Source organism: Nostoc paludosum FACHB-159, assembly GCF_014698835.1.
GTDB lineage: Bacteria > Cyanobacteriota > Cyanobacteriia > Cyanobacteriales > Nostocaceae > Nostoc > Nostoc paludosum.
On record NZ_JACJTU010000043.1, the window covers coordinates 25,760 to 38,276 of the forward strand.

A 12,517-nucleotide genomic window follows, 5' to 3' on the forward strand; every position below is an offset into this window, starting at 1 on the left:
GAAAAATGCTTTTAGCGTCGAATTTTTAGAATATCAAATTGGCAATCTCCAGCATGGCAGCCATATTCCCATTCAGCTTCGCTAATTAATCTGTAAGTATATTCTGTCTCATAGCTCAATTTTTTATAAAATTCTACTGCATGATTCCAACTCACGTTTTCTACAGGTCGTAAAAGTTCCTGGCGGTATTTCCACCATTTCCAAGGTGACGTTGTTCCCCAAGCCTTCGACAAAGTATTTTGCTTCTCGGTTGCTGCGGTTGATGATGCTACCCTGTAAATTTATCGTTACAACTTCAAATTGAAAGCTTTGGAGCGATAAGCCAGGTTTCTTAGCTAAACCTGAGTTCTGTTTTGCAGAATTAGATGGAAATAACATAGTATATTAATGTAATAAAAATTACTAATAATAATACACAGTTAAACTGCGTTAGCACGGTTATAATATCGGCTGACTTGTTTTTAATCCCAGTACGTCAGAGGGTTTTTTGGACTGGTTGAGGTGGCTATAAATGCTTTAACAACCAGCCAATATTAACTGTAGTGGCTTGGTTTTAAATGTTAACTTTCTTTTAAAAGACGAATGACTAAAAGACGACAATTTTTAAAAGGACTAGCAGCACTTTCTAGCTTGCCTTTAACGAGTTGCGGTTGGAGGCTAGCCCAAGTACGTGCTAATTCTACTACTTCTGGTCGAAGTGACCAACTTTATATTTATACTTGGACGCAATATACTGACAAACAATTACTAAAAACTTTTAGTACTCAAACTGGCATGAAAGTGCTGGCGGATGTGTATGATTCTAACGATGTGATGCTGGCTAAGTTACAAGCTGGAGGCGGTAGCGCTTACAGCATTATCTACCCATCTGATTATATGGTGCAGAAGATGGTAGATAAAGGTTTATTAATAGAAATCAATCACGATCGCCTAATTGGTCTAGAAAATTTATTTTCCCGCTTTTCTAATCCTATATATGACCCCAATAACCGTTATAGTATTCCTTTTAATTGGGGCACAACAGGCTTTATTTATAATTCTGAAAAACTCCAAGATACTCCCGAAGATTGGGATTATCTTTGGCAAAATCAAGACAAACTTAATAAGCGGATGACTTTGCTCAATGATGTGCGAGAAGTCATGGGTGCAGTATTGCGGATGTTAGGTTATTCTTATAACTCTAAAAACGAATTAGAAATCAAACAAGCTTATGATAAATTGAAAGTGCTCAAACCTGCGATCGCTGCTTTTGATACAGATGCTTGGCAAAATCAAATTCTCGGAGGAGATTTAGTTTTAGCAATGTGTTATTCAGCAGATGCCGTGAAAATCTCTAAAGAAAATCCTAAATTCAAATATGTGATTCCCCGCAGCGGTTCTTCATTATGGACAGACACTATTGTAATTCCTAAAACAGCCCCTAATTTAGCTGGAGCCTATGCTTGGATTAATATGATTTTGCAACCAGAAGTAGCAGCCCAAATCAGTCAACGTCTAAATATTTCTACGCCTAATAGTGCTGGATTCGAGCAATTGCCAAAACGAATACAAAACAATTATAATTTGTTTCCCCCAGAGTCACTTTTAGCAAATTGCCAACGGATCAGTCCTGTAGGAGAATTTGAAGAAGTTTACGAACGCTACTGGACTCAATTAACTAGTAGTTAAATAGAGTTAGGAGTTAGGAGTTAGGAGTTGGGAGTTAGGAGTTGGGAGTTGGGAGTTGGGAGTTGGGAGTTGGGGGTTGGGGGTTGGGAGTTAGGAGTTAGGAGTTGGGAGTTAGGAGTTAGAAGTTAAAAGTGATAAATATTGAAAAAAATGATATTCCAAAAATAGAAGAATTGCATCGTCCGCGAGGGAGTTGGCTGCAACCTTTAGTATTACTTGCACCGTCAGGAATTTGGTTATTACTTTTGTTGGTGCTGCCAAGTTTAATAATTTTCGAGTTAAGTTTGGTTGCTGACATTCGACCAGGAGATGTGGTTAATCCCAATGGATTGAAAAACTACATCCGAATATTTGACCCTCTTTACTTACAAGTAATCGTGCGATCGCTATTTTTAGCTTTTGGCACTACAATCATTTGTTTAATTTTAGGCTTCCCTGTGGCCTATTGGATTGCTGTGGTTGCACCGAAGCGGTGGCGAAATTTGCTGATATTAGGCTTCGTTTTGCCTTTGTGGACTTCTTCGTTATTGCGTTCCTATGCTTGGATTACAATTCTTCGCCCTAGTGGTTTATTGAATAGTGTATTAAGCTATTTCAGCTTGCCTACTTTGGAATTGCTTAATACAAGTACCGCTGTATTAATTGGTATGAGTTACAGCCTATTACCCTATATGGTTTTAATTTTATATGCCTCTTTAGAAAAGCTAGATAAGCGTTTGTTAGAAGCAGCAGCAGATTTAGGCGCAAATCCTGTGGAAGCTTTTTTAAAAGTAACTATACCTCAAATTTTGCCAGGAATTGCAGCTGGTTCGATGCTTGTATTTATCACAGGCTTGGGAGATTTTACCGACCCAGAATTACTTGGTGGTGCTTCTAGTATGACAGCAGCACGATTAGTTTATAACCAGTTTTTGGGAGCAACTCAAAATTGGGGATTTGGTTCAGCTTTGAGTATGACATTAATTTTAATTGTGAGTATTGCGATCGCTCTTTTAATTAAGTTTGGTGAAGCTACACCTAAACGTTAAACTTTTTATCATTCACCTATAATAAGGGCATCGAACGCCAGCGAGACAAAGGTTATGCTCTCACCCGATCTCAAAAATGCGTTACCAACTACTGACGAACTTCCCTGTTCAGACGATACACCAGTGGATAACGAAGACCAAAATTTTTTACCCAACATTTTACTTTTCTTGCTCAACTCCATTTGGGCAAACCGTATGGATTGGTACTTTGGGGTAGATATGGGAGTCTACCACACCACAGGAGTACATCCTAGAGTTCCTGTAGTCCCAGATGCTTTTTTGAGCCTGGGAGTAGAACGGAAAAAAGGTGGTAAGTCTCGCAAAAGTTACGCTGTTTGGGAAGAAAATTGGGTAGTTCCAATACTGACATTAGAAATGGTATCTCACACCCCAGGAGGTGAATACGACGAAAAGCTAGATATATATAAAAAACTCGGTGTATTGTACTACGTAATTTACAACCCTGAGTTTTGGCGGCGCGACCAACATCAACCATTTGAAGTGTATAAATTGATAGATGGAAGCTACCAACTACAAATAGGCGAACCTTATTTCATGCCAGAAATTGGCTTAGGTATTGGACGACACCAAGCTGTAATTGCCGGGATACAACAAGAGTTTTTATCTTGGTATGATGAGCAAGGAAATCGCTATTTGACAGACGCAGAACAAGCACAACAAGAACGAATAAGGGCTGAACAAGAACGAATAAGGGCTGAACAGTTAGCCGAGTATTTACGGTCTCTAGGTGTAGATCCAAATAATCTACCTGGTAATTAAGGCGATCGCGTTTCAAGGATTGATACACTTGATAGTTAGACAATGCTTATCACCACAATCTGGTATCACTTAACCTCAGCTCATACTCATAACTTCCCGGTAACCCCCAATTAAAATCAAATTAATTTAATGTGCCACCATAAGTAAATGATTCAAATCATCTGTGGTGCTGTTAATTAAATTTTTAATTTTTGAGAGAAACTCATGCTCTAAATAAGGCTTAGTCAAGTAACCATTTGCACCCAACTCTTTGGCTAGCTGGCGATGTTTCTCAGCACTGCGAGAAGTGAGAATCACTACAGGAATTTTAGCAAAATTGGGATGTTGACGTAAATTACTTAAAAATTCAAAACCATTCATTCTTGGCATCTCTAAATCGGAGATAACAACTTGAATTTCTGGATGTAACTGTAACTTCTCTAAAGCTTCTACACCATTTTGAGCTTGTATTACTTGATAGCCAGATTTTTGCAAAGTCAAAGAAATAGTTTGGCGCAGACTAATGGCATCATCTACTACTAAGATAACTTTTGGTGTTGGATTTTTGGAGTCTAGAGAATAGCTAGATTGGGTTTCTATAGTATCATTATCTTGTAATGGTGTAGGAGGAAAAGTTTGTGTTGATGATATTGGCAAAGATTTTTTGTTTGCAGAAGAGGCTGTTGGTAACCCGATGATGTCAAGTGTTGTTTGTTGGATATCGGCTGACTCTAGCAGCAATGAAGCATCAATCACTAAAATGAGGTTACCATTAGCTAAGCTACTACAACCATAAATATATTTTGGTGGAGCGATCGCATTTCCTAAAGGTCTGATTACTAGTTCTTGTTCGCCAATTATTTGGTCAACTTCTAAAGCAAACAGCCCTTGATTTCTCCGCAGCAAAAGCACTGGATTTTTATTTATATTTGGATCGTGATTATTTGATGTGTTGTATGGAGTAGGACTATTAAATAATGAACCATGATAAGAAAGCAACTCTGAAAGTTGACGCAGGCTGACCATCGTCTCATCTTCGTCTACATTCCAATGCAAAACTTTTTTACCTTCGATTTCTTTGATCTGCTCATCAGTAGGAATCAATATTTTTTCGATCCTGTCCAAAAGCAAGGCATAAACAATACCTCTAGCTTGAACTAGCATAAGTTTTTCAGTAGTCATAGAAAAAGGAATTTTGAGTATAAATGTTGTTCCTTGGTTGGGTAAAGATTCAACTGAAACTGAACCATTGAGTGCGTTCATCTGAGTATGTACAATATCTAAACCCATACCGCGTCCAGAGATTTCACTAACTTTATTAGCAGTGGAAAATCCTGGCGAAAATATCAAATCTAAAAGTTCAGGTTCCGTTAGATTCTCAGCATAGCTTTTAGCTTTGCTTTCAGTTTGGATGTGATAAAGTTCAACAGCTTTTCTGCGAATGCTTTCTAGATTTAATCCCTGTCCATCATCCCGGATTTCGATAACAGTTTGGCTACCTTGATGATAGGCGCAGATTTCAATTAAACCTCGTTCTGGTTTGCCCAACTCCCGGCGAATGTGTGGAGGTTCAATACCGTGGTCAAAAGCATTACGCACTAAGTGTAACAAAGGATCGTAGAGTTTTTCGGCGATCGCTTTATCAACTAGTACTTCTGTTCCACAAAGTTTTAATTCTACAAGCTTGGCATAAACATTCCCCAACTTATTCACCATGTGGGGGAAACGATTCAAGATATTGCCCAAAGGCAACATTCGTGCTTCTACTAAATTATCTATAATATTTAGAGTTAAATTTTCTTTACTACCACTGATTTGAGCGGCTTGAGTCACAAGCAAGTCAAGAGACTCTGTGGTTTCTTGGAGTTGCAGTGTCTCTTCTATTGCTTCATGCAATGTCATCTGAAATTCTGTATATACATCCATTTCTAGAGAGTCAAACTTCACCGCAAAATTTGGTGTTTGTTGCGAACCAAAATTTTGCATTTGTAATGGTAAATCGCGTAATTCATTTAAAATTGTTTGTTGTTTAGCGAGTCGCTGCATTAATCGCTCGATTATTTCTTGAATTTGTTCATCTTGCAAAGCCCGCCTTTTTTGGGAAATCAGCAATTCTCCTGCTAAATAATTCAGGTTTTGTAATTTATCTGTGTCTACTCGAATAAAAGAAGGTTGACGAGAATTTTTATTTTGTGAATATTGCGATTTCTCTTCTATTTCGTGGTTAATTGATTGAGATGAATCACCAATAGTTTCAATAATTCCTTGTGGAATATCTATCTGTTTCAAAGAATCCACAGTTTCGGTAGCCACAACTTCAGCAATAACCTTTTTGTCAGCTTCTTCTCCCCATATTACTTCTAGAAGATTATCGCTAGTTTCAGAAGATGCAGATTTAGATACTTCTTTAAAAACTAGCAGACTTTGTAACTTGGGACTATCAAGCCAATTTTTCTCTTTGCTAGTTACAGGGGGATAGTTTTTATATTTTTTTGCTAATTTATAAATCTTGTTTTGCAAAATTTTGACTACAGTGAGGTAAGTATCAGATTTATCAATATAATATTGAAATTTAGCAACTGCAAACAAAATGATTAAAATTATACCATTACGATAAATACAAAGACTTTGGCTATCTTCTTCCTCTTGGACAAAAGCTAGAAATTGTGTCAACCAATTTTCAACATAATTGAGCAGATTGTTTGTCGGTAAATTCGGAACTAGTAAAGCCAAACTAAGTTCTGACTTGGGAATTTCCATCTGTTGATTAAACCAGCCAAAAATGTAGCGAATAATTTTTAAATAAAACTTTGCAGTAGTTGGTTTTACAGATTCATCTTTATTGTTATCTGATGTAGTTAAAAACTGATAAAATTGTTCTTCATTAAAGATAATTGTCTCAAAATCAGAATTATTTTCTAATTCTTCATAACCTTGATTATTTGCGACTTTTGTGAATTGTTGCAAACTGAGAGAAGCTTGTCCGCCAGAAGTGCGATCGCCTGCTAGTACCAATTTTTGTGCTTCTTGCAAATCTGCAAGGGCGATTTCTGCAATTTGCTGCACCTGTGTCGGGTTTGCTTGCAGTGCTGACATAATTATTTGAGAAATTTCACCTAATCCAGGTAAATTTAGAGATTCTGCTAAACCAAGAAATACCTCGGCTTGAGATTGTAAAAATTCAATAAATTCGGCATTGTTTGGTGGATTGTTAATAGCTTCGGCAATAGTATTTAGACGTTGCTCTACTCCCACTTCAAAAACAGACTGTACAATATCAAATCCCAACTCTTCAGAAGTAGGAATATGAGTCTCAGCACCAAACGCATCACCCAATTTTTCTTGCAGCTGTGCAAAAACTGAACTTGAGCGTTGGAGTAGTTCTTCATCATTAACAGTACTTCCTATTAGCTCAGTATTTAATGCTATGCTCAGACATTCATAAGCTTGTATTATAAGCGTTTGTAATTCATCATCAATCACTACCTTTGGATTATATAAAGCCTTAAATACATCTTCTAAAAAATGGGCGATCGTCTTAATTACTTCTAGCCCAACATTAGCAGCGCCACCTTTGAGTGTATGGGTAGCCCGCATTAAATTATGAATTTTAGCAGTACTATAACCTTCAGATAAGCTAAATAATTCTTGTTCAATAATCTGAACTAATTCCGGGGCTTCTGCTAGAAAATAAATGTATCCTTGTTCGCGAATTGAAGTGTCGGTAATCATAAGTTATGAGTTAGGAGTTATGAGTTAGGAGTTAGGAGTTAGGAGTTAGGAGTTAGGAGTTATGAGTTAGGAGTTAGGAGTTAGGAGTGGGGAGTTACTCTATTAATTGAATCCTCTGTTGTTTTGACTATTGAACTCAAAATCCGAATGATTTCATCTACATACATCAGTTCATTCGTTAAATCAATATTTACTAGATTGGATTTTTGTAGTAAACGTAGCCAATATTTTGTTTCCCTAGCTTCTTTGTATGCAATATACATTTTCGCTAAAAAATCCTTTCTACTCTGACCACCGCTAGCCTCTTCAACATTTGCACCAATACTTGTTGCACTTCGTAGTAGCTGTTTAGAAAGTACATATTCTCGCTGCTCTTGCAGTTTAATATATAAATCAATAATTTTCAAAGCAAATTCAAAACTTTTGCGTTGAATAATACTTTCTGCCAATTTTACTCCTATTTTTTTACTCAAAACTCAAAATTCAATCTGGACAAAACATTTGAAAATCCTAGTATGAGATCGAGTGCTTTGTCCCTATAACTCCTAACTCTTAACTCCTAACTTTTATCAGCTGACTTTGAATTTACTTGCAGTAGTTAATAACTCTTGCGCCATTCCTGATAATTCTTGAAAGACAGTAGCAATTTCTTGAGATTCTGCAAAAGTTTTATTGGCAATCTCAGCAACATCTTGCATTGATGCAGTTACTGTTACAGATTGGGTCATTTGTTGTTGAGTTGCTGCGGTAATTCCCTCGATTAACTGGCTAATTTCAGCAGTTGCAGAAACGATCGCATTTAAGTTTTGGCGAGTCTCACTTACTAGATTTGTGCCTTCCACTACCTGCTGAATACCAGTTTCCATCGCCACTGCAACTTCCCCAGTTTCTGTTTGAATCTCTTGGACTAATTTTTCAATTTCGATGGTTGCTGCTGCTGACTGGCGAGATAGAGAACGCACTTCATCAGCTACAACTGCGAAGCCTTTGCCATATTCACCTGCGCGGGTGGCTTCGATGGCTGCATTCAAAGCTAAAACGTTTGTCTGCGTGGCAAAATTACCAATCAAATTCACGACTTTGGAGATTTTTTGCGAAGATTCACTCAGACGTTTAATCTTTTTGCTGGTTTGGGCAACGGTTTCACGAATTCCTTGAATGGCTTTGACGGTTAAGTTCATCGCCGTATCGCCAGACTCTACAGTTTGATTGGCTTGTTGTACTGCAACTTGCACCAACTGGGCGTTCGCCACCACTGCTTGAGTAGAGTCCACCATCTGTTTAATGTCGCCTAAAGCTGCGGTAAGTTCTTCAGATTGATGTTGCGCTGAATTGGTTAGTTCCGCCAGTGAAGCATCACTATTGCCGGAAGTTTGAGCAACTTTTTGGGCTGCTGCTTGTACTTGAAGAACTATTTGCCGTAGTGCTTGTAGAGTATTGTTGTAGGCATCTGCGATGGTGCCTAATTCATCTTCTGTAATCGGTGCGCGTACTGTTAAATCACCGTTGAGAGCTGGCCTGAGTGCTGTTAGAAGTTGAATCGATCTTTGTTGGAGTAATTCTTTAGCTGCTTTTTCCCGTTCAGCTGCTTCTGCTAATTTTTTGGACTGTGCTTGTAGCTGTTGCAAGTATTCAGTTTGTTGTAATGCTAGCCCAAACTGGCTACCAATACGTGCTAACAAAGTGACTTCCGATTGTTGCCAATCACGAGTTGCAGAATTTTGATAAGCTGCTAGCAAGCCCCACAATTGTTCTCCTGCAAATACAGGAACAATGACATAAGCTTTAACTTCAAACTGTTCTAAAATTTCAATATGGCAAGGCGAATGGCCTACTTTATAGATGTCATTGACAATAAAGTTTTCACCTTGGGCATATCGACCTCCTTGGGTTTCTTGTAAATGGGTATCTTCCCAAACAGTTTTGATGTCAGGGCCTACGAGTTTTACCCAATTATGACCCACTGATTCAGCTACAAATTCACCACTCCAGTTAGGTTGAAAGCGATAAACACCGACGCGATCGCATCTTAGCAATTGGCGTACTTCATGAGTAGCTATTTTAAATATTTCTTCTACTTCTAAAGATTGTCGAATGCGGTTAACTATCTTTGTAACTGATTTTTCTTGTTCGGCGAACTGAGTCAGTTGTTGAGATTTCACTCGCAGTTGTTCCATATATTCTGCTTGTGAGATTGCTACACCAAATTGCAAGCCAATCTGCACTAAAAAGTTAACTTCCCAAGGTTGCCAATCGCGAGGGCCGGAGTTTTGATAAGCTGCTAATAATCCCCACAACTTTTCTCCACAAAATACAGGAACAATCACATAAGCTTTAACTTCAAATTGCTCTAACATCTCAATATGGCAAGGAGAATGACCCACTTCATAGATGTCATGAGCAACAAAGCTTTCACCTCTGGTATATCGCCCTCCCTGGTTTTCTTGCATGTAGGTATCTGCCCAGATAGTTCTAATACCAGGGCCTACTAATTTTGTCCAAGTATTACCCACTGATTCGGCGACAAATTCACCACTCCAATCGGGATTAAAGCGAAAAACTACAACGCGATCGCATTTTAATAATTGCCGTACTTCTTGAGTAGTTGTTTTAAAAATGCTTTCTATATCTAAGGATTGTCGAATGCGGTTGACTGTCTTAGTTACGGTTTTTTCTTGTTCAATTATCTGAGAAAGTTGCTCGGATTTTGTCTGTACTTGTTCGAGATATTCTCCTTGGGTAATAGCCACACCAAATTGCAAACCAATCTGAGTTAAAAAGCTTTCTTCCCAAGGTTGCCAATCACGAGGGCCAGAATTTTGATAAGCTGCCAACAAACCCCATAATTTTTCCCCAGAAAATATGGGTGCAATGATGTAAGCCATCATTTGGAATTGCTCTAAAATATCAATGTGACATTGAGCGTGTCCCGTTTGATAAATGTCTTTAACTACAAAAGTTTCACCTTTGGCGTAACGTCCTCCTTGGGTTTCTTGCAAGTGGGTATCTTCCCAGACCATTTTAAAATCAGGGCCGACCATTCTTACCCAATTATTGCCGACTGATTCTGAAACAAACTCCCCACTCCAGTCAGGTCTAAAGCGATAAACACCAACGCGATCGCATTTTAATAACTGGCGGATTTCTTGAGTGGTTGCTTGGAAAAGTTTATCAACATTTGATATTCGCAGAATCTTATCAATGACTTTAGCTGCTGATTTCTTGGCTTGTGTTTGCTGTTGCAGTTCTTTTTCAAATTCAAAGTTATGCAATCTGTAAGTTAATTCTCTGGCAATTTGATAAAGTAAGCTAATTTCCCCTTCTTGCCATTGCCTGGGAGAGGAGCAATTATTTACTGCTAATAATCCCCAAACTTTACCTTCTACTAAAATTGGTAAAGTCAAACTAGCTTTGATTTGATATTTTTCTAGTAGTTGCTTTTGATGGGGCGTCAGTTGTATCTGGCTGGTATCATCAATAGCTACAGATTCTAAATAGTCTTGATTAGTATATAAACCAAAAACAATCCCAGGAATATTTTCACCCAAAGTAGGCGTCCAACCTAGCGTTCTAGATTCTGCTAAGACATTACCTGATTCTAGGGAATTAAACTGATAAATTAAAGCGCGATCGCAGCCAATTTTTTCTCTAATTTGTGTTACAGTAATTTTAAGTAAAGTATTAAAATCCGTGGCTTGTCGCATATGAATTGCAATGTCATGCAACTGTCGGCGCCAAGTTTTAAATTCTTGAGCGATCGCATTTAACAAAGAAATTTCATCGCTAGCAATATTGGCTACACTAGGGCTACCATTCTGATTTTCCACTTCAGGGATTAAACGCTCGTTCTCAGAGTTATTGTGATACAAAAATGTCATTGAACCTACCTCACAACTTGTTATGACTGATAATTAGATAATTGGAATTTAAAATCAATTTGGTATTTGCTTGCTACGGAATTTTTAATTTTGAACTCCCCACATAGGAGCGTCGATAATCGTTGCTGCATCCAAATTAAACATCATATCCTTTGCATCATTAATAAAATAACCCTGCAAAAAAGGTGAAATTTTCGGATAAAATAATTCGGCACTTGGAGCTTTGATTTGGTTAGTATCTAACCATTCAATATCGATAAGTTGTCTGACTAACAGCCCCAAATACTTACTTTCACTTTCTAGAACAATCGCCATCATTTTTGATAATAAATTTGAGCTTTGGGAAATTGGAGGATAACCTAACATTGCATCTAAATCTACTAACCAAAGCATCTCACCGCGCCAGTTATAGATACCCAAGACGCAACTTGGCATCTGAGGAACCCCACATATTTCTGGCAATGATACTTGTACGACTTCTGTGATGTGTTCTAAAGAAATTACGGCTGTATCCTTTACTCCCAAATTAAAACTTAAAAATTTTTTCTTGGTTTCCAAAGTTAGCAATCCTTTGTAATTGATATTTTTTATTCAGCCACTATTTCCACTTAGAGTTTAAGATTGTAAAGGCGATCAATTAAAAATCGTGACTTTAATATGCTGGGAATGGCAAAAATTAATTATTAATTAATCGTTTGAGAATTCCTAGTAATTCCTCTCGATCGACTGGCTTAGATAAATAGCCTTCAGCGCCCAACATATTACCCCAAATTTTATCTACATCACTATTTTTTGTAGAACAAAAAACCACAGGAATTTTGCTAGTGTTGGGGTTATTTTTCAGTTCGCGGCAAATTTCAAAACCACTTTTCCCTGGTAAAATTACATCAAGAAATATTAAATCAGGCTTATTTTTATCGATTTTGTCTTGAGCTTCCTCGCTACTTGTGGCACTAATCACAGAATAACCTGCCTGTTGTAAGTAACGGCTGATTATTTCCATATCAGTTAAGCCATCTTCAACAACTAAAACAGTATTCATGGCAACTACCTATTAGATCTTTCTCAAAATGTAAATACAACTGAACTATGAAGCAAATAATTTTGGATTTACTGCACCGACTCTTAGGACACAACTAAAGGTTTTGAGATTTTAACTCACTCAAAAATCTCAAATTGGCACATTCAAATTAGCAATACAAATCCTATAGTATTTGTGAACAAATATATGGAAGTGACTAGAGACTGGCATATTAACCTCTTTGCCGCAACCAATATTTTACAACTCAAATAGAATTGCTATAAATACAAAAACTTGTATTTATCTAATTTTGATTCAAGCTTTATATATAAACCTCAGAAAAAGTACGTAACAAACATAATTTCAGACTTTTTCTGGAACATAAAATAGCTTGAGTCGTCAATAATTCAGAAATTAAGATTTACATTATC

10 protein-coding genes are annotated in these 12,517 nt (G+C 37.4%); 3 read left to right on the forward strand and 7 right to left on the reverse strand.

Going from position 1 to position 12,517, the window contains the following annotated elements:
* Positions 1–11: 11 nt before the first annotated feature.
* Both H6H03_RS29900 and H6H03_RS29905 read right to left on the reverse strand, forming a co-directional pair.
* Positions 12–233, reverse strand: coding sequence for an SUMF1/EgtB/PvdO family nonheme iron enzyme (locus H6H03_RS29900; RefSeq protein ID WP_190958683.1), 222 nt, complete (start codon positions 231–233; stop codon positions 12–14).
* Positions 124–378 (reverse strand): hypothetical protein, encoded by a 255-nt coding sequence (locus H6H03_RS29905; protein WP_190958711.1) that lies wholly within the window; start codon positions 376–378, stop codon positions 124–126. The genes H6H03_RS29900 and H6H03_RS29905 overlap by 110 nt, the downstream gene beginning before the upstream one ends.
* Before the next feature lie 204 nt (positions 379–582).
* On the opposite strand from H6H03_RS29905, the gene H6H03_RS29910 reads away from it, so the two are divergent.
* The 3 genes from H6H03_RS29910 (at position 583) to H6H03_RS29920 (ending at position 3,476) form a co-directional block, all read left to right on the forward strand.
* Positions 583–1,668: an ABC transporter substrate-binding protein gene (locus H6H03_RS29910; RefSeq protein ID WP_190958684.1), complete on the forward strand. Its 1,086-nt coding sequence runs from the start codon at positions 583–585 to the stop codon at positions 1,666–1,668.
* Between the two features lie 134 nt (positions 1,669–1,802).
* Complete coding sequence (locus H6H03_RS29915; RefSeq protein ID WP_313931954.1) at positions 1,803–2,696, forward strand: ABC transporter permease; 894 nt, start codon at positions 1,803–1,805, stop codon at positions 2,694–2,696.
* A 54-nt stretch (positions 2,697–2,750) separates the two neighbouring features.
* Positions 2,751–3,476, forward strand: coding sequence for a Uma2 family endonuclease (locus tag H6H03_RS29920; RefSeq protein ID WP_190958685.1), 726 nt, complete (start codon positions 2,751–2,753; stop codon positions 3,474–3,476).
* Positions 3,477–3,602: 126 nt separating this feature from the next.
* Here H6H03_RS29920 and H6H03_RS29925 read toward each other — a convergent pair whose 3' ends face one another.
* The 5 genes from H6H03_RS29925 to H6H03_RS29945 all read right to left on the reverse strand — a co-directional run bounded on the left by H6H03_RS29925 (position 3,603) and on the right by H6H03_RS29945 (position 12,107).
* Entirely contained in the window at positions 3,603–7,187 is a 3,585-nt protein-coding gene (locus H6H03_RS29925; protein ID WP_190958686.1) for a hybrid sensor histidine kinase/response regulator, read from the reverse strand.
* Between the two features lie 80 nt (positions 7,188–7,267).
* Positions 7,268–7,660, reverse strand: coding sequence for a four helix bundle protein (locus H6H03_RS29930; protein ID WP_242058050.1), 393 nt, complete (start codon positions 7,658–7,660; stop codon positions 7,268–7,270).
* Between the two features lie 96 nt (positions 7,661–7,756).
* Positions 7,757–11,065, reverse strand: a complete 3,309-nt coding sequence (locus H6H03_RS29935; protein ID WP_190958687.1) for a GAF domain-containing protein — start codon at positions 11,063–11,065, stop codon at positions 7,757–7,759.
* An 84-nt stretch (positions 11,066–11,149) separates the two neighbouring features.
* Positions 11,150–11,623: a chemotaxis protein CheW gene (locus H6H03_RS29940; protein ID WP_190958688.1), complete on the reverse strand. Its 474-nt coding sequence runs from the start codon at positions 11,621–11,623 to the stop codon at positions 11,150–11,152.
* A gap of 118 nt (positions 11,624–11,741) precedes the next feature.
* Positions 11,742–12,107, reverse strand: coding sequence for a response regulator transcription factor (locus tag H6H03_RS29945; protein WP_096540184.1), 366 nt, complete (start codon positions 12,105–12,107; stop codon positions 11,742–11,744).
* Between the last annotated feature and the right edge of the window lie 410 nt (positions 12,108–12,517).

Bases quoted from the DNA above. Each gene is read 5' to 3' on its own strand.
- H6H03_RS29910 (WP_190958684.1), top strand. From the start codon at position 583: ATGACTAAAAGACGACAATTTTTAAAAGGACTAGCAGCACTTTCTAGC.
- H6H03_RS29905 (WP_190958711.1), bottom strand. From the start codon at position 378: ATGTTATTTCCATCTAATTCTGCAAAACAGAACTCAGGTTTAGCTAAG.
- H6H03_RS29925 (WP_190958686.1), bottom strand. From the start codon at position 7,187: ATGATTACCGACACTTCAATTCGCGAACAAGGATACATTTATTTTCTA.
- H6H03_RS29935 (WP_190958687.1), bottom strand. From the start codon at position 11,065: ATGACATTTTTGTATCACAATAACTCTGAGAACGAGCGTTTAATCCCT.
- H6H03_RS29945 (WP_096540184.1), bottom strand. From the start codon at position 12,107: ATGAATACTGTTTTAGTTGTTGAAGATGGCTTAACTGATATGGAAATA.
- H6H03_RS29920 (WP_190958685.1), top strand. From the start codon at position 2,751: ATGCTCTCACCCGATCTCAAAAATGCGTTACCAACTACTGACGAACTT.